The sequence below is a fragment of the Flavobacterium xizangense genome (assembly GCF_054075145.1).
In genome coordinates, this window is the sequence record NZ_JBSIPG010000001.1 from 64,193 (window position 1) to 85,282 (window position 21,090).

The window sequence follows — 21,090 nt, forward strand, 5'->3', positions numbered from 1 at the left end:
ATAGTTTTAATTTAAAGTCACAAATATCGCTTATTTTGTGAGAATGATTTAAAAATTATTTTGTTAGTTTGCTACTATTGTATATTTGCTAATTAATAGCAAAAAGTACCTTATAAATAAATGCTTTTTTAGCTAATAAACACTTAATAATACGAATAAATGAATATTAGAAAAGGAAATCCCGAAGACATGAAATCGGTTTTAGGGCTAATACAGGAGCTGGCAATATTCGAAAAAGAACCGGAAGCTGTCGTAATTACAGAAGAAGATTTAGTTCGTGACGGATTTGGAGAAAAACCGCTTTTTCAGGTTTTCGTTGCCGAAATTGAAAGTAATTCAGAAGAAAGCAAAAACGGAAAAGAAATAGTTGGAATTGCGTTGTACTATTACCGTTATTCAACCTGGAAAGGAAAAACAATACATCTTGAAGATTTGATTGTAAAAGAAAAAATGCGTGGTACTGGTTTAGGATCAGCGCTTTATGCTGAAATCATGAAACAAGGAAAAAAAGATGGTGTTCGAAGAGTCGAATGGAATGTTTTAGCATGGAATACACCTGCAGTTAATTTTTACAAGAATTCTGGCGCAAGAATTCTGGAAGACTGGCAAGTTGTTCAAATGGACGAAGCTGGAGTTAATTCGTTTCTAGAAAAATTATAAAAACAAAAAATATAGGATTTCGCCTCAAATCTGAAATCTAAAAACTAAAAATCTATAAATTAATAATGAGAGTATTTAAATTTGGAGGAGCATCGGTAAAAGATGCAGATGGAATTAAAAACGTATACGACGTTTTGCAAAAAGTAGGTTATGAAGACGTGATTCTTGTAGTTTCGGCTATGGGAAAAACAACAAATGCTCTTGAGGTTGTAATAAAGAATTACTTTGATAAATCGGCAGAATTAAATTCTTCTGTTCAGGAAATAAAAAAATACCACAATCAAATATTATTGGATTTATTTGAAGATGAAAAACATCAGGTTTTTGCAGCTGTAAATGAGCAATTTGCTGAACTTGAATATTTTTTAGCGCACAATAAATCACCAAATTATAACTTTGTTTACGATCAGATTGTAAGTTTTGGAGAATTGATTTCTACAAATATTTTAAGTCACTATATGAATTTCAGAGGAATTCAAACGCAATGGCTTGATGTTCGTAATTTCATTAAAACCAATGCAAACTATAGAGATGCCGAAGTAGATTGGGAAGCAACTCAACAAAACATCAGCAAAAATGTCCCAAGAAAACAGCTAAATATCACACAAGGATTTTTAGGTGCTGACGAAAACAATTTTACTACAACTCTTGGTCGTGAAGGTTCTGATTATACTGCCGGAATTTTTGCTTATTGCTTAAATGCTGAAAGCGTGACGATCTGGAAAGACGTTCCTGGCGTTATGAATGCCGATCCGCGTTATTTTGAAAATGCTAGTTTGCTAAACCAGATTTCGTATCGTGAAGCTATCGAATTAGCGTTTTACGGAGCAACGGTTATTCACCCAAAAACATTGCAACCATTACAAAAAAAAGAAATCCCATTATACGTAAAATCATTTATCAATCCGTTATTAAAAGGAACTTGTGTTTCAAAAGGAGTTGATTTGGAGCCACAATATCCATGTTTTATCGTAAAAAGAGAGCAACTTTTAATTTCACTTTCTTCAATTGATTTCTCTTTCATTATGGAAGAAAACATTAGTGAGATTTTTGGTTTATTCCACGAATTTAAAATCAAAGTGAATTTGATTCAGAATTCGGCGATTAGTTTCTCTGTTTGTGTGGAAGATAAATTTGGAAACTTCAATGATTTGAATGCGATTCTTTCGAAAAAATTCAAAGTTGATTACAGCGAAAATGTAACCTTATATACAATACGTCACTTTACGGAACAAGCTGCTGAAACGGTTGAAAAAGATAAAGAAGTTTTACTGAAACAAGTTAGCCGTGAAACTATGCAGATCGTGACTAAAGAGCTCAATTAATATTGCTTTATAAAAGGTAATTATTTCAATTCAAATATATTTTCGAAAGGCTTCACTTAATTGGTGGAGCCTTTTTTATATACTCTTCACTTTTTGACACTCTTCTTTTATTATTTCCTCACATTAAATTTATTAATAGAAAATTACTACATTTATCAAAAATATAAAATCTGTTAACCATAGAATAATTTTAAAACCAAACAATATATTATGTATAAAAGTGTAAAAATCATGACGTGGGTTGTTGTAGCTCTTATGATGCTTAATGCCAATCAACATTTTCTGTCAGACAAAATGTTTGCCAATATGATGCTTTTGTTGTTAGTCGCTTTCATCGTAAATATAATTGGTTTGAGTTTCAAAAAAAATTAACCCAAAAAACAAAGAGAATAGTAATAATCTAAAAAACTTAAAATGACCAAAAAGAACTTTTTACTTGTTATTATTATTTTTAGTTTATTATACATCGGTATATCTTTAAGTCCGTTGCTCACAAAAGACGTCAAAGATATTTCTTATTCAGATTTTAGATTAGTGATTGGTCCTTTTCTAGCTACAATTGGAATTCTCATTACCTATACACAGCTAAAAGAAGGAAAAACGAATAAGTAATAACAATCTTTCTACTGATTACTGATATGGAAAATCAAAAAGCATCTGAAAAAGAAAAAAACAATTGGCATAACGATCCTAATAATTGGGTTTGGGGAATTCTTTTATTATAACCCAGAATACAAAAGAATGTTTCCTCCTAAAAAAATAAAAGAATTTGGCTGGACTATTAATTTTGCAAATCCTAATTCGGTGTTTATTTGTGTTATTCTGATTCTTGTTTTAATGGTTATTTCAGAAAGTATCAAGTAATTTACCTCGCTCTATTATTCTCCGTTTGCTCAATTTCTGATTTTCTATAAGTCGCCTTTTTAGAATTTCCGAAACTGTATGTTGCAATTAATTTAAAATAATCCGTACTATACGTTCGGTGATAATAAATCTGAGTCTGTCCGACATTATAATCGCCAGAAACCATAAACTTATGAAAAATGTCGTTTGCGGTAAAATTGAGTTTTAATGCATCTTTGAAAAAATTTCTCTCTATTCCTAAAGTCACAGTCGAACGGCCATTTTCACTTCCTAATCCATAACTCCTATCACTTAAATACCAGGCCAAAAGCTGCAATTTAAAAAGCTTAGGAATCGTAAATGTATTATTAGTATATAAATAAATCTGAGGCTCCACGGGGCTAAAAGCAAATGCATAATAATTGTCTACAGATTTTTGCCAGGCAATACTTGCTGTGTTAACAGAATTCCACCATTTGATATTGAAAGATCTGGATAGTGAAGTAAAAAATGTATGCCCTTTTTCAAGATTCAGCGCTCTTAAAATATAGCTGTTTGGTGTGTCGCCACGTAAAGCCGCCGCAGAAATCGGATCAATTTTATAAGTGTAGCCAACTTTAAAATCCAACTTTTTGTACATCGTGCCTATTTCAAAAGCGTGTGTCTTTTCTGGAAGAAGATTCGGATTTCCTTCAATAGTCGTAAACGGATCTTGATAAATCACATACGGATTTAAAGCCTGATATCTGGGTCTTGTAATTCTGGAAACATAAGAAAAATGTCCTTTCCAATCTTCTGAAAGATCAAAATTTAAAAGTGCATTTGGGAAAAAATTACGGTACGATTTCTCAAATTTCTGAATTCCGTTGGCATTTGTGAATAAATCATAACTTGTTTTTTCGGCTCTTACGCCAAGAGAAAAATTGACTTTTTTGTTTAATGTTCCAATATAATTAAAGTAAGCAGCCGCAATTTTTTCATTGTATTCAAAATCACTCGAAAGCTCATCGTCCAACTCAAAATTTACATTATCATCCGCAATCAGAAAATCTGTTTCTGATTTTATCGTGGCATGACTTAATTTTGCTCCTACTTCAAGTTTTGTTTTTTCATCAATTTTCTTCAAATAATCGGCTTGAACTGCGGTTATATTGATTCGACTTCCAACATTATTCTTCAAATATCTTTCAGAATCTGTTTGTTCTGCCAAACTGCTTTCTTCAATAAAATCTCGTATAGTTTGATTGTAATTGGAAAACTGAGACCCTATAAACAGTGTAGAACCTTTATCGGTTGTCCAGTTATAATTCAAATTGATAAACTGGTTTAACAACACATCGTTTCGGTCAACATCTGTGGCATAAAAACTATTTCCTGAATTGTTGGTTATGGAATTCCTGCTTTCTGTAATTCCGCCTAAATCATTCACGTTTCCGCTATAAGCCAATGAAATATAATTATTTGGAGAAAAACTATATTGAAGTCCGAATCCGAAATTAGAATAATTATTAAATCTTCTTTTCCAATCAGTTGTCAATTCAGATTTCATAAAATCATCAGGATTGGGACGTGTTCTGGTAGTATACAGCAATTCTCGATTTCTTCCTAACTGCAAACCGTAATTGGTTACAAAAGAAAACTTTCCTTTAGAATAATTAAAATCAAAAAGCGTGTTATAAATTGTCCCGCCAAATTTAGAAACTGTTACGTGCTGATTGACAGTTCCCATTATACCGCTTTCAATATTTTGTTTGGTCATAATATTGATTACCGCTTTTCCTTCGGCATCGTATCTCGCAGAAGGATTGGAAATGACTTCGATCTTCTGAATTTGCGAAACCGGAATTGCCGCAAACCTTTCGTAATTAATCAAAACTCCATTGAGATAAATAACGGCTTCTCCTTTTCCGACAACGCTGATTTCTCCGTCGGCAACCACAACATTTGGCACTCTTCCCAACAATTCGTTTACCGAACTACTCGTTGCGAGAACAGTTCCCTTTACATTGACATCGATATTTCCGTTGGCACCATATTTTAATAATGAAGGCTGGCTTTTTACTACAACCTCATTTAACTTATTATTATTTTCTGAAACTATAATGGAGCCCAAATCAATGTTTGATAAATTTGAAAATTTTATGCTCAAAAATTGATCTGCAAATTCTGTCGAAGTCAATTTCAGAATAATTTCATTTTGGTTGATATCTGATAATTGAAAAACGCCGTCTAAGAAATCCTGTTGCTTTATGATTACAGAATCGCGAACAGAAAGAACAGATGCATTTCCCATCATCAACTCGTTATTTCGATTAACAACTTTGCCCGAAATTTTTTGGATTGATTGCGCTCTTGATGACACAGAATTAAAAAGAAAAAAATAAAAATAAATGAAAACCAGAATTAGAAACCTCATAAAATTTAGGGATTAAGATTTGACTTTTTGCAGCAACAAAAGTCAGTTCAAAATCACGAAACGAGGTAATCAAAAGTGAAATCAGGAGTACGGATTTATAAATCGATACTCTATTTTATGGCTGTAAAGCCTGAATTTGATAATTTAATGGTGTAGTTCCAGTATGTTTTTTAAACGCTGCAAAGAAGGTTGATTTCGAATTAAAACCAACATCGTAACCAACAGATTCTAATGTTAGTTTATCGTTTGAGGCAATAATTTCACAAGCATTATTGATTCTGAATTCATTCACGAAACTTGTAAAGTTCTTGCCCAGACTATTATTTAAAAACTGGGACAATTGATGGCTTGATACATTTATTTCTTCAGATAAATCTTTTAAACTCAAATTCGGGTTTTTATATAAGGCTTTTTCATTCATGATTTTTTCCAGCTTTTGAGATAAAATTAAAGCTTCTTCATTGTTCATTTTTTTGTCTTTTTGAATGTTTAGAAGAAATAAATCATCGGTTCTTTTTCTGTATAAAAGCACCAGAATGATCAGATATAAAATAAAAGTAAAGGCAAGCGCACCTGTAATGCAGGAAACAAAAGGCACTCTGGAAAATCCTAAAAAGTACGAGATAAATAGTGATGCGTTTCCCAGAAAAATTATTCCAAACCATCTTTCGGAAGGAGTTGATTTGCTGTAATGCTGAATTACTTTTTGAAGCAATAATCGGCTTTCAAAACCTGAAAGAAAAATATAGAAAAACCACTGAAAGAAAATTAAAGCAACAAAATAATCATTCCATAAAACGGGATAATTTTGATATGGAAACACAAAACCTATTATTAAAATTGTACCAATCCAAATTCCTAAATGCCACTTCCATTGTTTAGAAATACTATTTCGGATTCCTGATTTTAAAACATAATACAAAAACGGACCGATTAACAAACAAGCCGAAAGTCCAACTTGAAGATCAATTTTGGGTAAATCAATATTAAAATAAACAAAAACCGTAACCGAAATTCTCGTACTTAAAACAAATAAAAGCGCGCCAAGAAAAAGATTGGAAAGATATTTTTTTTTGGTAAAAAACAAAAAATACAGACTCAGAATAAATCCGTTGAAGGCGCCCAAAGCTCCAAAAAAGAACAGTATTTCTTTACCTATACTCATCTTTTACATTTGTAAAGCCTGAAGCTGATAATTTAGAGGCGTTGTTCCGGTATGTTTTTTAAAGGCAGCGAAAAATGTCGATTTCGAATTAAATCCAACATCATAACCGACAGATTCCAAAGTCAGTTTATCATTTGAAGTAATAATTTTACAAGCTTCATTTATTCTAAATTCGTTTACAAAGCTGGTAAAATTCTTCCCCAGATTATTATTTAAAAACTGTGATAATTGATGACTCGAGATATTAATTTCCCGCGATAAATCCTGTAAATTCAGGTTTGGATTTTTATATAAACCTTTTTCATACATTATATTTTCTAATTTTTCAGAAAGAAAAACGGCTTCGGCATCATCTATTTTTTTACCTGAAATCTTTTGACTATTGAGCAAAAACAAATCGTCGGTTTTTTTTCGGTATAAAAGAATCGAAATAATCAGATATAAAATAAAAGAAAAAACAACCGCGCCACTTATATAAGTTGCTGCCGAAGCACCCATAATCGCTAAAAAGTAAAAAAGAAATAATAAAAAATTTCCCAGAAAAAGAGTTCCAAACCACATTTCAGACGGACTGGTTTTTTCTTTTGCAGTGAAAATTTTCTTTAAAATACCTCGAATTGTAAATCCTGAAAAAATAATATATACAAACCACTGAAAGTAAATCATTCTAATAAAATAAAAACTCCAAAGCGTTGTATGAGTTTGGTACGGATATAGTATTCCGGAGCCCACAATCAGGATTCCCCAAAACAGGAGCATCATTTTCCAGGATTTTGGCATTACATTGATTTCATCAACCGCCGATCTTAGAAAATAATACAAACACGGACCAATAAAAAAACAAGCAGTAAGTCCTAACTGCAAATACATTTTTGGCAGTTCAGGATGAAAATAAACAAAAACAGACTTTCCAATTCGTATGCTTAATGCAAACAAAAGTGCCCCAAGGAAATAATTTGTGAGGTATTTTTTTTTCGTAAAAAAGAAAAAATAAACTCCCAAAATAATTCCGTTGAAAGATCCCAAAGCGCTAAAAAAAAATAAGAGTTCTTTGCTGGTATCCATAATTTAAGTTCGATATATCTAGAACAAAGCTAAAAAAAAGATTGATTTATGATGAGAATTATACTTCAAATTATAATTAAAAATAAGGTTTAAAATGAGAAAACGAACTTAAAATCAATCAATTGTCCAATAAATAAAAGCCTCACAATTTCTTGATTATAAATACTACTTTTGAATTTTTAGAGTTAAAGTATTTATGCTGAAAAAATTACTGTTTTTACCGGTTATCATCTGGTTTTCTGGGCTTCATGCACAGGAAACAGAATCATCGTATAAAACAAAAAAAGTGATTGCTTCCCGCGACACCATTCATCTGGAAAAATTCAGTATAAATCCAAGTTACTTTCAGCTTTTGAACACTAAAAATGAAGCTGTCGATTCTACTTTTTATAAAATTGATTTTCAAAAAGGAACACTTCTTTTAAATGAAAAATTCACTTCGATTTCAGATACTTTAATTGTTAATTATTTAAAATATCCAGATTTTATTACCAAAGAATATAGTCTTTACAAATCAGATCAAGTTGTCAGTAATGAAGCAGGTTCTGAAAAACTGTATAAAATTGATAACAAAAACACCAAAAAAGTTGTTCCATTTGATGGTTTAAATACCTCAGGAAGTATTACGCGTGGCGTTACTGTTGGGAACAATCAAAATACGGTTTTAAATTCTAACCTAGATTTACAGATTACTGGAAAAATCTCCGATAAAGTCAGTCTCCGGGCTTCTCTTCAGGACAATAATATTCCGTTACAAGATGGCGGTTATTCGCAAAAGCTGGATCAGTTTGACAATATTTTCATGGAGCTTTTCAGCGATGACTGGAACATTCGAGCAGGCGATGTTTTTCTGGAAAACCGAAAAACACAATTTCTTAATTTCAATAAAAAAGTTCAGGGACTTTCTGCTAGTTTCGATTTTGATACTGAAAAAAGCAAAACCAACATTTTTGCATCGGTGGCGTTTGTGAAAGGACAATATGCAAAAAGTACTTTTACAGGACAGGAAGGTAATCAAGGTCCGTATAAATTGAAAGGTCAAAATGGCGAATTGTATGTTTTGGTCATTTCAGGTTCTGAGCGCGTTTATGTAAATGGTGTTTTGCTAAAACGCGGTGAAAACAACGATTATGTAATTGATTATAATGCGGGCGAAATTGTTTTTACGTCACTTTTCACTATTACTTCTGAAATGCGTATCAATATTGAATACCAATATTCGGAACGGAATTATAACCGATTGGTAACCTATGCCGGTGGAACTCATGAGAACAAAAACTGGAGTTTTGGCGGTTATATCTATTCTGAAAGTGATTTGAAAAATCAGCCTTTGCAACAAAATCTTTCTGCAGATCAGGTTCAGGTTTTGAAAGTTGCGGGCGACAATCCCGATTTGATGAAAGCACCTTCGGCTTATGAAGATAAATATGCCGATAATAAAATTTTGTACAAAAAAACAGTCATCAATTCAGTTGAAGTTTATGAATATTCGAATAATCCTGCTGACGTTTTGTACAATGTAAAATTCAGTCTTGTGGGAAATAATGCCGGAAATTACATTATCCAAAACAATAATTCGGTTGAAAGAATTTACGAATATGTGCCGCCGGTAAACGGAATTCTTCAGGGAAATTATGAACCAATTGTGCAATTAGTTCCGCCAATAAAATTGCAAGTTGCTACTTTTTTAGGGAAATATAATCCGAATGAAAAAACACTTGCCGATTTTGAACTTGCCGTAAGCAACAACGACAAAAATTTATTTTCGGGTATTGACGATGGAAATAACGAAGGAATTGCTTTTAAAACCAATCTTAAAAAACGTCTTTTTACCAAAAGTTGGACACTTGATGCATTTGCAAATTATCAATATGTTGCAGAAAATTTCAAGTCGGTTGAGCGTTTGTATAATATTGAATTTAACCGCGACTGGAACTTAAACACTACTCTTTTAGGAAATCAGAGTTTATTATCTACTGGTTTTAGTTTTGATTTATTTGCAAAAAAGAAAACTTCGAATGTTGGATTATTGACGTATCAATTTGAGAAATTAGATTTTAGCGAAAGTTACACAGGAACGCGCCACACTACAACAGCGTTTTTTAAAATAAAAAAATGGACATTTGAAAACCAGGGAAGTTTCCTGAATTCAGATGCGACAACATCAACTTCAAAATTTATTCGGAATCAAACGCGAACGAAATATCATTTTGGCAAAAACTGGATTGGCGCCAGCATGCAACTTGAAGACAATCAGGAAAAAGACAAAGTGACCAATCAATTTTCGGCTTTAAGCCAAAGATTTTCAGAATTTGGCGGTTTTATCGGGCGCGGTGACAGTACTAAAGTTTTTGTCGAATTGGGTTTTCTACAACGCAAAAACGACAGTTTGCAAAATGGATTATTACAGCATGTCAATAATTCACAGACTTATTATTTAAAATCGAAATTGATTCAGAATAAAAAAACAAATTTGGCTGTTTATGCAAGTTATCGAAATTTAGATTTTACAGATCCAAATCGGGAAAACGAACCCTCTTTAAACTCTAGAATTCTTTACAACGATCGTTTTTTTAATCAGCTAATGCAAATTGGAACTGCTTATGAAACGAGTTCAGGAACGATTGCACAACAGGAATTCACTTATATTGAAGTTCCAACTGGACAAGGTGTTTACACTTGGAACGATTATAATGGCAATGGTATTCAGGAACTAGAAGAATTTGAAATTGCTCAATTTCCAGATCAGGCACGATTTATCAGAATCTTTTTACCGAATCAAGTTTACATAAAAACCAATCAAAATAAATTTTCACAGTCATTAACGCTGAACCCGACGCAATGGCAAAATGAAAAAGGTCTTAAAAAATTTGCTTCGTATTTCTATAATCAAACTTCCTTTATTATGGATCGAAAAGTAAAAAGCCAAGGCCAGCGTTTAGAACTAAATCCGTTTGAATCTTCAGAAGAAAATATTTTGGGGTTAAATTCAAGTTTGAGAAACAGTTTGTACTTTAATCGAGGCAAACAAAAACATTCGGTTACCTATTCTTATTTAGTCAATAAAGGGAAAAATCTGCTTTCTGTAGGATCGCAAAATGTCACGAACAATTCACATCAATTGCAATACACCCATTTGTATAAAAAAACCTGGCTTTTTAATTTTTTCACCAAAACCATAAAAACTGATTTAGTCTCAGAAGATTTTGTAGAAAAAAATTATGATTTAAAAGGCTATCAGATTGCGCCAAAAATCAGTTATTTATTTTCAAAAAACACAAGTCTGGATTTCTTTTATGAATTTCAGAATAAAGAAAACCAGATTGGAAATTTAGAAACTTTGGTTCAAAAAAGACTTGGAACATCATTTTCATTTGCCGGAGAAAAAAAAGTAACACTAAATGGCGAATTTTCATTTTATGACAACAAATTTAACGGAAATGAATTTTCATCGGTCGGTTATCAAATGCTTGAAGGACTTCAGGCAGGACAAAACTTGGTCTGGAAACTGCTGTTACAGAAAAACATAACATCATTTTTAGATATCAATTTAAACTATCAGGGCCGAAAAAGCGAAACTGGAGCAACCATACACACAGGAAACGTAAACCTTCGTGCATATTTTTAATGCGATGCGAAAAAAGTGACAATAAATTGATTAATTTTAATAGAAATTTAAACATGTAACCTTATGAAAAAATTATTATTACTTTGTTTTATAGTTGTTTTCTCATCTAATTTCTATGGTCAGGACGCCGCTGTAAAAGCAACAAAGAGCCAAACTGAAGCAGCTGCAAAAAAAGCAAAAGCTGACGCAAAAAAAGAAGCTGACAAATCTAAAAAAGCGGCAGACAAATCTAAGAAAGCAGCAGACGATGCGACCGCAGCTTCAACAAAAGCTAAAAAAGAATCGGCTAGCGATGCTAAAAAAGCAGCAGACAAATCTAAGAAAGCAGCAGACGATGCAACCGCAGCTGCAACAAAAGCTAAAAAAGAATCAGCCAGTGCTGCTAAGAAATCTGCAGATAAAGAAGCTGCAAAAGCAAAAACCGAGGCTGATAAAGCAAAAAAATCAGCAACAAAAGCTGATGCTGCAAGCAAAAGTGCAAAAGCGGAAGCCGATAAAGCTAAAAAATCAGCTTCTAAGACTTTAAAAGAAACTAATGAAAAAGCTCCAAAAACACCAGATAAAGTTACAGGAGAATACAACGGAAAAAAAGTATACACCGGACCAAAAGGCGGTAAATACTACATTAATAAAAATGGAAATAAAACTTATATTCAAGATTAGGGACTGAGGTTTTAAGGGACTGAGGTTCTAAGTTATTGAAATACGACATTTAAAAAGCCGAACTTGCGTTCGGCTTTTTTATTTAATACAAAAACCTTAGAACCTTAGCGCCTTAGTACCTTAGCACCTTAAAAAAAAAATATTCAGTTAATAATTTAGTAATATGTCCGAAATATCATCAAAAACATATTTCTTTATATTCGCTTTTAAAAAGCGTTAAACTATGAGCATTGACTATTCTGCGAACAAAACAATTTTAGTTGCTCCATTAAACTGGGGATTAGGCCATGCCACGAGATGTATCCCAATTATTAAAGCGCTTCAAGAGAATAATTTCATTCCGATTATTGCTTCTGATGGAGTTGCACTTGCTTTATTGCGAAAAGAATTTCCGTATATACAAACGTTAGAACTACCTTCTTATCATATTGAATATGCTAAAAACGGCAAAAACTTCAAATGGAAACTGATTAAGAATCTTCCAAAAATGATTACAGCTATTTTGGATGAGAAAAAAGTCGTGAATTCCTGGATCAAAAAACATGGAATTGACGGCATCATTTCTGATAATCGATTGGGAGTTTTCAGTAAAAGAGTCCCTTCTGTTTTTATGACACATCAATTGAATGTAATGACAGGAAACACAACTTGGTTTACAAGCAAATGCCATCAACATATTATCAAAAAATATACGGAGTGCTGGGTTCCTGATACAAATGAAGAAACTAATCTTACTGGAGATTTAGGACATCTTAAAAACGATCATCTTAATTTAAAATATATTGGCCCTTTAAGCAGAATGAAAAAGAAGGAAACACCAATAATTTATGATTTAATGATTATTCTATCTGGTCCTGAACCTCAACGTACTTATCTGGACGAAAAGTTACAAAAGGAAGTTTCTAATTTCAAAGGAAAAGTGGTCTTTGTTCAAGGTATCGTAGAGAAAGTACAATGCAAATGGCAGGCAGGAAATGTTACCTATTATAATTTTATGAATTCAAAACAGCTGGAACAGACTTTCAATGAGAGTGAATTTGTTCTTTGCCGTTCTGGATATACTACTGTTATGGATTTGGCAAAATTGGGCAAAAAAGCCTTTTTTATTCCAACTCCTGGACAATACGAACAAGAATATCTGGCGATTAAACTTCAGGAAGAAAATTTGGTACCGTATGCAATGCAAGACGACTTTACCATTGAAGATCTTTCAAAAGTAAAGTCGTTTAAAGGATTGTCCCAATTTAAAAATGATATTGACTGGGATAAATTATTTTCAGTTTTTGAAGAAAATAATTCTCAACAATAAAAATCCGTTTCATCTGTGTCTATAATCAGAACACAGATGAAACGGATTCACTTCGTGAAAACACGGATAAATATGGATTTTATTCTTTTTAGAAGTTAAACTGTGCCTGTAATCGTAGCAAATTCCCTTCTTGTCTATTAATCGGGCGGGCACTGTCTTCAAAAGTTCTATCAGCGATGACATATTCGGCAGTTAATTCGAATGCTTTGATTGGCTGCCATTCGATACCAAATTGATAATCTCTCACAACATAACTTCTGGCATCTTTTTCATATTTTTTGCCTCCGTCATAATATTGAAATTGGGCATATGGATAAATATGCTGTTTCTTGTAATCCCATTTATAATTCAGTAAAACATAACCTCCATTCAAACTCTTTTCGTCAACAGTTTTTGTTGCTGGATTATAACGAGGTCCTTTACCAATATTATATTCTGTTTGGATTCCGAAAGGTTTTGGATACAAAACAAAAGTTGCGCCTACTCTTTCATCTTTCACATATTTAGGATCATTAACAATTACTCCTGTAGAAATTTCATCTGTAAAAGCCCACTTACCATCATAAGCCTGAATTCCAGGTTCAATAATCTGGCTTCCAATTACAAAAGGATAAGAAACTCTGGCTACTACATTCAAATCTCTGTTTGCATCTATTTTATTGGCAATTTGTCCGTTATAAACTCCAAAAGCAAAAACTCCAAAATCGCCTGAACCTTTATAACCATCTTTCACTAACATGGCAAAACGCTCTCTGATTTCGGCTGGAGCCCAATAAAAAATCAACCCTAAATCACGTTCATTTGCTATTGAACTGTTTATTCCGTCTGGACGATCCAGGGTTAAACGTTGCGAGCTAGACTGCATATTTATAAATCCATAAGGAATTTTACTTTGTCCGACACGAACACGATATTCTCTTTTCTTATCAAAAGAAAGGTCAAAATACAAATCGCGAATTTGAACAAAATTTTGGATTCCGGTAACTGGTGAGCTGGCAAAATCAGGTTGGAAATAGAAAAATACATTAGGATGCACCTGACCAGAAAACACTAAACGTGCACGACGAATAAAAAGTCCGTTGTTTGCTTTTGCGTCTGGAGCTGTTGAAGTTGTTCCCCAAGATCTGTCACATTGGTCGCAGGCCACCTTATCGTTTGTAGAAAACAAACCATTGTATCGAATTTGGGCATAACCCCTTAAAGAGATCTTATCATACCAATGTTCTTCAATACCTCCTCCAGATTTTGTTTCTGGAAGTTTAGCTTTATTGATGGAATCTAAAATACGAAGTACTTCATTTTTTACTTCTTGTTTATTTACATTCTGCTGATTTACATCTTGTGCATTTACTGCTATTGTAAGCAACATTGTCATCACAAGAACTAATTTTTTTATCATTTTTCTTTACCCTTAGTTTCAGGATGCAAAGATGACGCACCTATGTTAAGAAATCATTAACAAGATGTTACTATAATAAAAATTTAATGTTAGGCACTGAAGCCCAAAGTTTTTTTAATGTTAAAAGCTTTGTTTTACCGCTTCTGACAGAAGCCAGATTACAATTATTTAACCTCCGCTTTTATCGTTTTATTGGCTTTTTCGAGTGTAAAAGAAAATTCCGAACCAATTCCGAACTCACTTTCTACATAAACTTTCTCTTTATGAGCCTCAATAATATGTTTTACAATCGCTAATCCTAAACCAGAACCTCCTTCAGAACGGGTTCCGCTTTTGTCAACTCGGTAAAAACGTTCAAAAAGTCTTGAAATATTCTGTTTTTCGACTCCTTCTCCGTTATCACTAATTCGGATTAATACTTTTTTCTTAGTAAGATTTACAACGCCGACTTCAGTTAAACCGCCTTCTTTTCCATATTTAATAGAATTGACAATCAAGTTTTCCAGAACTTGCTGAATTCTGTCCTGATCTCCGCGAATAATTACGGATTGAACATTTTTACTTTCAAAAGCCAATTTGATTTTCTTTTTATCGGCTTTCATTTCTAACAAATCAAAGACATTCTGAATCAATTCGACAATATCAAAATCGGTCATATTCAAATCCAAATCTCCCGATTCTAATTTGGTAATCATATCCAAATCTTCAACTATATATATAAGGCGCTCTACACCTTTTTCGGCACGTTTTAAATATTTTTTACGAATGTGTTTGTCATCCATCGCACCATCTAACAAAGTCGAAACATAACCTTGCACTGTAAACAATGGCGTTTTAAGTTCGTGCGAAACGTTTCCTAAAAACTCTCTTCGATACTGTTCACGAATTTCAAGCATTTCGATTTCCAGCTTTTTATCAGTCGCAAATTTTTTCACTTCACGCGAAAGCGTTTCCATATCAGTTGTTATAGGCTGATTGATAAGCGGCGTTGATTCCAGTAACGAAACCTCATCGTAAATTTTCTTTACTCTTCTATAAATGAAACGTTCAACGCGATATTGAAGCACTAAAAAAGAGAAAATATAAATTGAAATTATAAAAACAATTCCAAAAGCAATTTGATGTTTCAGCTGATTTTTATAGAATAAAGACATCAACATCAGTACAAATCCCGTTGAGAAAAGACTGATATACAATGCCGATTTTATTGCGAATTTGTATGTTTTTTTAAAATTGATTTTCATTAAAAATAGTTCCCATTAAGGGATTAAGTAAAATTAAGTTTAACTCAAAAACCATATAAAAAACTGAAGTTCAAGTAAACTTCAATTTCTTATATGGTTTAAATATAGTGAATGTTTTAAATAATTTGAGTGAGCTTAAAATTAACTTCAGTTACATTGTTACTAAAAATCTTAGCAACTTAGTATCTTAGAATCTTAGCTACTTAAAAAATTAAACTTCAAATTTATAACCAACACCTTTTATGGTTTTAAAAAGGTCTTCGCCAATTTTCTCGCGAAGCTTTCTGATGTGAACGTCAATTGTTCGTCCTCCTACAACCACTTCATTTCCCCAAACTTTATCAAGGATCTCATCTCTTTTGAAAACTTTTCCTGGTTTAGAAGCCAGTAAGTAAAACAATTCGAATTCTTTTCTTGGCAAAGCAATTTCAACATTGCCTTTTATGATTTTATATTCTTCACGGTTAATCTCGATTCCGCCTACATTTATAGTGTCAGTAACGATTTCTTGTTCTTTTAACCTTCTTAACAAAGCCTTTACTTTACTGACCAATAATTTTGGTTTTATTGGCTTCGTGATATAGTCATCAGCACCTGCGTCAAAACCAGCTACTTGCGAATAATCCTCACTTCTTGCGGTTAAGAATGTTATGATAACATTATTTAATTCTGGAATTTTTCTGATGTGTTCACAAGCTTCCATCCCGTCCATTTCGGCCATCATTACATCCATGATGATTAATTCTGGCAATTCTTTCTGAGCTTTTGCTATCGCTTCTTTTCCATTTGAAGCTGTTACAATTTGATAGCCTTCCTGAGCAAGGTTATAGCCAACGATTTCTAAGATATCTGGTTCATCGTCAACTAATAAAATCTTGGTTTGTGTTTTTTTCATAAATAGCAAAAATTGAGATTTTAACATCAAATTTCATTTGTTATTATCTGATGTTTTTTATTTCACAGCGTAAAGATAGTAACAAAATAACCGTTAAAAATTACGGTTAACGGTAATTTAATCTGGTAACAATTTGATAATCTTGGCAACACAAAAACATAACAAGTGGCTAACATGAACTTTACAATGCGTGTCTTTCTTTGCACCAAAATAAATTAAACACAACACTGAAATGAAATTCAATTTAAAATTTCTATTAATCACATTATTTATCTGTTCGATTTCGATCTCGCAAAACAAAGGTACGATTTCTGGTGTATTAACCGACAAAGAAACTAATAATGAAGTACTTCCTTTTGCAAATGTTTTATTAAAAGGAACAAACATTAGTGCCAACACTGACATTGACGGAAAATATTCGTTGACTGTAAATCCTGGAACTTATACTATTATTTTTAGTTTCGTAGGATATGAATCTGTAGAAAAACCAATAACTGTTAAAGCAGGAGAAACTATTACTGTTAATCAAGTACTTTCATCTGGAAGCTATACTCTTAAAGATGTTGTTGTAAAATCGACAGCAAACAAAGAAAAAGAAACTGCTCTTTTATTAGACCAAAAAAATGCTGTTGTAATCAAACAAAGTATTGGTGCACAGGAAATGTCTAGAAAAGGTGTAAGCGATGTTGAAGAAGGTTTGACAAAAGTAACCGGAATTACAAAAGTAGGTTCAAGAGGAATATTTGTTCGTGGTCTTGAAGATCGTTACAATAACTTATTGATCAATGATCTTGCTGCTCCTTCTAATAGCCCATACTCAAAAATTGTTCCGCTTGATTTGTTTCCAACAAATATTGTAGGTGTAATTGATGTTTACAAGACTTTCAACCCAAACATTTACGGAGATTTTGCTGGAGGAACTTTTAATATTCAAACTTCAAAACCAACAAAAAATATTACTAAAATAAATCTTGGAGCAGGATATACAACTGGAAACAGCTTTAAAGATTTCTTGCTTTCTGGAGATGCAGATTCTGCTGCAGGATTCTTCGGATTTAATGGAAAAGACAGAGAGCTACCAAGTTTCTTAGGCGAAACTGCTGGAAGAACAACTTTCACGACAGATCAGGCATTAAATTCTGTAAGCGGAGATAAAGGTTTTAACGTAAGCAAAAGCAAAAGCCCGCTTAACTCTAGTTTCAATTTTCTACACGCAGAAAAATTTGACTTAAGCAATAACCGCAACGTTTCTTATTTATTATCTCTTAATTTTGATAATAACTTTGCAGTTAGAGAAGGTGTTAACAGAACTCTACAAACACTTGGTGATAAATACAACAATGATTTCATCAATACTGAATACCGTTTCAAAACCAGTACTTCTGCTTTAGTAGGTGTAAATTATTCAGCTGAACGATACAAATTATCTTTCAACACTTTATACTTAAAAACAACATTAAACTCAATCTTAGATCAATACGGAGTTTTAAGCAATAACGGTATCAACAACAACTTTATCCGTACGAATCAATTGGATAAAACAGATTATTTAAATGCTCAATTATTAGGAGAATACAATTTGACAGAAGATAAAAACCAAACTTTAAAAGGTGGTATATCTTATGCAAATACAAAATATGGTCAACCAGACAGAAAATTCTACACTGGTACTCAGGAATCTGAAAATCAAATCAACACTTCTTATGGAGCAAACAATTTCTTACGTCAATATTTAAGTGTTGACGGTAATGTGTATGTTTCAGGATTGTTAGAGTACAACTTAAAATTTGGAAAAGAAAAACAAAACAAATTGACTGTTGGTTATAATGGAAACTTTTCTAAAATGGAATCTTCTTACCGATTTGTTGCAAGTTATGGTAGTGCTTTTTCATCAAATGATATAAACAATATCGATAGTAAAATCAGAACTGACATCAGTAACGGTTCTGTATATTTTGCTGAAAGTTCAAACGCAACTTACAAAGTTAAACTTAACGAAAGTGCTAATGCAGGTTATGCAAATTTATTCTGGAAATTTGCTGACAAGTTTGAGCTTAACGGAGGTTTGAGAGTTGAAAACACGATCAAAGAAACCCACTTCAGAACTTTAGGTTCTTTTGATGATCCGTTCAAAGTAAAAACATACAACAATCTTTATGTTTTGCCTTCTGTAAACTTGAAATATTTAATGACAGAAACATCTAACATTCGTTTCGCGGCAAGTAAAACATATACAAAACCAGTTGTAATGGAAGCTTTCCCGATCTCATACATCAATGCTGATAATACTTCTACACAAGGTAATTCTTTATTGAAAAATAGCGACAATTATAATGTTGATTTGAAATATGAAATATTCCCAACATCTAAAGAAATGTTAGCTTTTGGTGTTTTTGGAAAATATATTGACAATCCAATCGAAAGAACATTTATTGCAAATGCAACTTCTGGAACTGTAACTACTTTCTTGAATTCAGACAATGCAACTTTATATGGAGCAGAAGTTGAATTCCTTTTAGGACTAAACAGAATTAGCGACAAGCTTGAGCATTTCTCTTTCGGATTGAACGCTTCATTGATGTCAACAAAAGTAAATGTTGCTAAAACTTACGAATCTCAGGATGAGGACGGAGTTGTGACTATTAAAAATTCAATTGAAACGCACCAAACAAGATCATTGCAAGGTGCATCAGATTGGTTAGTGAATTCTGATTTAAAATATGAATTTACTTTAGGCAAAGATTGGACAAACACTATGTCTCTTGTTTACGGCGTATTCGGAAAAAGGATTTACGCAGTAGGTACAAACGGTCAGGATAACACTTATGAATTACCGGTATCTCAATTAGACTTTGTTTGGGGAAGCAAAATTTCAGACCATTTTGATGTGAAATTTACTGCAGACAATTTACTAAACCCTGCAAGACAATTAGAATTTGGAAACAACGGAACAGTAAAAGTTGACGAACCATCTTTATTGGCAAACAGCTACAAAAAGGGTGTAGGATTCTCAGTTAAAGTTGGCTACACATTCTAATATTAAGAACATAACAAACTTGAAAGCTCCAGATATCTGGAGCTTTTTTTTATGTCTACAATTTGCAAAGATTCACTTAACATTCTCTTCACATTTTAATCAATTTTTGGTAACTGTAATGTAATATTGAGATAACACCTTAAAAAGATTAACCTCATAATTTTGACAAAAATAAAAACGAATAATACAACACAAAAACTATGAAAACTAAAATTCTTGCTTTAGCACTTGCTACAGGTTTATTTTTTAATTCTTGCTCAAGCAGTGACGATTCAACTCCTGTTACACCACCTGCTACAGGCGAAATTACAGGTCCTATCACTGCAAACAAAACTTATGCTTACGGAAACTACACATTAAAAGGAATTGTAAAAATCAATTCAGGAGTAACTGTAACTTTTGACGCAGGATCTACAATCACTATAGACAAAGCTACCGGAGACAACGCTTTAGTTGTTTTAAACGGAGGAAAATTAATCATCAACGGAACTGCTGATAAACCAGTTGTGTTTACAGAAAAATCTAAAGTTCCAGGTTCTTGGGGAGGTATTATCATGTACGGTGATGCACCTGCAAAAGTTGCTGGAGGAGGAACTTCTTCTACTTCTGAAGACGGGAACAACATCTCTTACGGAGGATCAAATGCAACTCACAATGGCGGTTCATTAAACTATGTAAGAGTTGAGTACGCTGGTTCTAAATTAGCAGACGGTAACAAAGAAAACAACGCTTTCACATTCTACTCTGTAGGTTCTGGAACAACTTTAGATCACTTAGTAGCTTACAAAGGTGCTGATGACGGATTCGAATTCTTCGGAGGAACTGCAAGTATGACAAATGCTATTTCTTACGGAAATACTGATGACTCTTTTGACTGGCAAGATGGATGGCAAGGTCAAGCTAATACTAACTGGTATGCTTACCAAACTGGAAAAGGTAACTACGGAATGGAAATCGAAGCGTCTGCAAATGATAATGCTTTCGGACCAAAAGTTTCTAACATTACTTTAAAGAGAGAATCTACTAACGTTCCTGAAGGTGCAGACAACCAAGTTGATGCTTTCCAATTCAAAAGAGAAGGTAACGGAGAATACAGCAACATCGTTGTTGATGGTTACGGAAACTTCACAGTTCCAAATAGCACAACTACTTACCAAGGTGCTGTAGTAAGTATCTTAGATGCAGCTACAAATGATCACCAAGTAAAAACATCAAAAATTAAAATTTTAAACATCAAAATTTCTAACACAACAAACATCATCCCAATCGCTGGTGCTTCAACTTTTACAGTTGCTTTCCCAACTGGAACTTTCACTACAAGTGCTACAGCTACAGGAGCTTCATTAACTGCAGGAGCTTGGGCTACAGTTGACGGTGTAAACTTGATCAAATAATTTACTTCGAACATAAATTGTTAAAAACATCCTAAATATTTAGGATG

15 protein-coding genes are annotated in these 21,090 nt (G+C 32.9%); 9 read left to right on the top strand and 6 right to left on the bottom strand.

Annotated features, from left to right (window positions below; translation table 11 throughout):
• Nucleotides 1–159: 159 nt before the first annotated feature.
• The 4 genes from ACWA1B_RS00285 to ACWA1B_RS00300 all read left to right on the top strand — a co-directional run bounded on the left by ACWA1B_RS00285 (nt 160) and on the right by ACWA1B_RS00300 (nt 2,597).
• Nucleotides 160–660 carry a GNAT family N-acetyltransferase gene (locus ACWA1B_RS00285; protein WP_456903744.1) on the top strand — a complete coding sequence of 167 codons (501 nt, stop codon included), beginning with the start codon at nt 160–162 and terminating at the stop codon, nt 658–660.
• A gap of 65 nt (nt 661–725) precedes the next feature.
• Entirely contained in the window at nt 726–1,985 is a 1,260-nt protein-coding gene (locus ACWA1B_RS00290) for an aspartate kinase (RefSeq protein ID WP_426483725.1), read from the top strand.
• Nucleotides 1,986–2,195: 210 nt separating this feature from the next.
• Nucleotides 2,196–2,357 carry a hypothetical protein gene (locus ACWA1B_RS00295; protein ID WP_456903746.1) on the top strand — a complete coding sequence of 54 codons (162 nt, stop codon included), beginning with the start codon at nt 2,196–2,198 and terminating at the stop codon, nt 2,355–2,357.
• A 42-nt stretch (nt 2,358–2,399) separates the two neighbouring features.
• Nucleotides 2,400–2,597, top strand: a complete 198-nt coding sequence (locus tag ACWA1B_RS00300; protein WP_456903748.1) for a hypothetical protein — start codon at nt 2,400–2,402, stop codon at nt 2,595–2,597.
• Nucleotides 2,598–2,850: 253 nt separating this feature from the next.
• On the opposite strand, the gene ACWA1B_RS00305 is transcribed toward ACWA1B_RS00300, so the two are convergent.
• The 3 genes from ACWA1B_RS00305 to ACWA1B_RS00315 all read right to left on the bottom strand — a co-directional run bounded on the left by ACWA1B_RS00305 (nt 2,851) and on the right by ACWA1B_RS00315 (nt 7,474).
• Nucleotides 2,851–5,244 (bottom strand): TonB-dependent receptor domain-containing protein, encoded by a 2,394-nt coding sequence (locus ACWA1B_RS00305; RefSeq protein ID WP_456903750.1) that lies wholly within the window; start codon nt 5,242–5,244, stop codon nt 2,851–2,853.
• A gap of 115 nt (nt 5,245–5,359) precedes the next feature.
• The gene (locus ACWA1B_RS00310; protein ID WP_456903752.1) at nt 5,360–6,409 is read right to left on the bottom strand and encodes a helix-turn-helix domain-containing protein; all 1,050 of its coding nucleotides are present in this window, start codon (nt 6,407–6,409) and stop codon (nt 5,360–5,362) included.
• Between the two features lie 3 nt (nt 6,410–6,412).
• Nucleotides 6,413–7,474: a helix-turn-helix domain-containing protein gene (locus ACWA1B_RS00315; RefSeq protein WP_456903754.1), complete on the bottom strand. Its 1,062-nt coding sequence runs from the start codon at nt 7,472–7,474 to the stop codon at nt 6,413–6,415.
• A 196-nt stretch (nt 7,475–7,670) separates the two neighbouring features.
• Between ACWA1B_RS00315 and ACWA1B_RS00320 the strand changes: the two genes are divergently transcribed.
• The 3 genes from ACWA1B_RS00320 to ACWA1B_RS00330 all read left to right on the top strand — a co-directional run bounded on the left by ACWA1B_RS00320 (nt 7,671) and on the right by ACWA1B_RS00330 (nt 13,074).
• A complete protein-coding gene (locus ACWA1B_RS00320) occupies nt 7,671–11,102 on the top strand; it encodes a hypothetical protein (protein WP_456903756.1) in 3,432 nt (1,143 codons plus the stop codon).
• Between the two features lie 63 nt (nt 11,103–11,165).
• The gene (locus tag ACWA1B_RS00325; protein ID WP_456903757.1) at nt 11,166–11,765 is read left to right on the top strand and encodes a hypothetical protein; all 600 of its coding nucleotides are present in this window, start codon (nt 11,166–11,168) and stop codon (nt 11,763–11,765) included.
• Nucleotides 11,766–11,988: 223 nt separating this feature from the next.
• The gene (locus ACWA1B_RS00330) at nt 11,989–13,074 is read left to right on the top strand and encodes a glycosyltransferase (RefSeq protein ID WP_456903759.1); all 1,086 of its coding nucleotides are present in this window, start codon (nt 11,989–11,991) and stop codon (nt 13,072–13,074) included.
• Nucleotides 13,075–13,162: 88 nt separating this feature from the next.
• Here ACWA1B_RS00330 and ACWA1B_RS00335 read toward each other — a convergent pair whose 3' ends face one another.
• The 3 genes from ACWA1B_RS00335 to ACWA1B_RS00345 all read right to left on the bottom strand — a co-directional run bounded on the left by ACWA1B_RS00335 (nt 13,163) and on the right by ACWA1B_RS00345 (nt 16,612).
• Nucleotides 13,163–14,473 (bottom strand): porin, encoded by a 1,311-nt coding sequence (locus ACWA1B_RS00335; protein WP_456903761.1) that lies wholly within the window; start codon nt 14,471–14,473, stop codon nt 13,163–13,165.
• A gap of 164 nt (nt 14,474–14,637) precedes the next feature.
• The gene (locus ACWA1B_RS00340; protein ID WP_456903762.1) at nt 14,638–15,717 is read right to left on the bottom strand and encodes a sensor histidine kinase; all 1,080 of its coding nucleotides are present in this window, start codon (nt 15,715–15,717) and stop codon (nt 14,638–14,640) included.
• A 211-nt stretch (nt 15,718–15,928) separates the two neighbouring features.
• A complete protein-coding gene (locus ACWA1B_RS00345; RefSeq protein WP_026728392.1) occupies nt 15,929–16,612 on the bottom strand; it encodes a response regulator transcription factor in 684 nt (227 codons plus the stop codon).
• Nucleotides 16,613–16,844: 232 nt separating this feature from the next.
• Here ACWA1B_RS00345 and ACWA1B_RS00350 point away from each other — a divergent pair, with 232 nt between their 5' ends.
• A complete protein-coding gene (locus ACWA1B_RS00350) occupies nt 16,845–19,649 on the top strand; it encodes a TonB-dependent receptor (RefSeq protein ID WP_456903764.1) in 2,805 nt (934 codons plus the stop codon).
• A gap of 200 nt (nt 19,650–19,849) precedes the next feature.
• Nucleotides 19,850–21,043: a hypothetical protein gene (locus ACWA1B_RS00355; protein ID WP_456903766.1), complete on the top strand. Its 1,194-nt coding sequence runs from the start codon at nt 19,850–19,852 to the stop codon at nt 21,041–21,043.
• Nucleotides 21,044–21,090: the final 47 nt, after the last annotated feature.

Coding starts and splice junctions, on each gene's coding strand:
- ACWA1B_RS00285 (WP_456903744.1), top strand. CDS start 160: ATGAATATTAGAAAAGGAAATCCCGAAGACATGAAATCGGTTTTAGGG.
- ACWA1B_RS00290 (WP_426483725.1), top strand. CDS start 726: ATGAGAGTATTTAAATTTGGAGGAGCATCGGTAAAAGATGCAGATGGA.
- ACWA1B_RS00295 (WP_456903746.1), top strand. CDS start 2,196: ATGTATAAAAGTGTAAAAATCATGACGTGGGTTGTTGTAGCTCTTATG.
- ACWA1B_RS00300 (WP_456903748.1), top strand. CDS start 2,400: ATGACCAAAAAGAACTTTTTACTTGTTATTATTATTTTTAGTTTATTA.
- ACWA1B_RS00305 (WP_456903750.1), bottom strand. CDS start 5,244: ATGAGGTTTCTAATTCTGGTTTTCATTTATTTTTATTTTTTTCTTTTT.
- ACWA1B_RS00310 (WP_456903752.1), bottom strand. CDS start 6,409: ATGAGTATAGGTAAAGAAATACTGTTCTTTTTTGGAGCTTTGGGCGCC.
- ACWA1B_RS00315 (WP_456903754.1), bottom strand. CDS start 7,474: ATGGATACCAGCAAAGAACTCTTATTTTTTTTTAGCGCTTTGGGATCT.
- ACWA1B_RS00320 (WP_456903756.1), top strand. CDS start 7,671: ATGCTGAAAAAATTACTGTTTTTACCGGTTATCATCTGGTTTTCTGGG.
- ACWA1B_RS00325 (WP_456903757.1), top strand. CDS start 11,166: ATGAAAAAATTATTATTACTTTGTTTTATAGTTGTTTTCTCATCTAAT.
- ACWA1B_RS00330 (WP_456903759.1), top strand. CDS start 11,989: ATGAGCATTGACTATTCTGCGAACAAAACAATTTTAGTTGCTCCATTA.
- ACWA1B_RS00335 (WP_456903761.1), bottom strand. CDS start 14,473: ATGATAAAAAAATTAGTTCTTGTGATGACAATGTTGCTTACAATAGCA.
- ACWA1B_RS00340 (WP_456903762.1), bottom strand. CDS start 15,717: ATGAAAATCAATTTTAAAAAAACATACAAATTCGCAATAAAATCGGCA.
- ACWA1B_RS00345 (WP_026728392.1), bottom strand. CDS start 16,612: ATGAAAAAAACACAAACCAAGATTTTATTAGTTGACGATGAACCAGAT.
- ACWA1B_RS00350 (WP_456903764.1), top strand. CDS start 16,845: ATGAAATTCAATTTAAAATTTCTATTAATCACATTATTTATCTGTTCG.
- ACWA1B_RS00355 (WP_456903766.1), top strand. CDS start 19,850: ATGAAAACTAAAATTCTTGCTTTAGCACTTGCTACAGGTTTATTTTTT.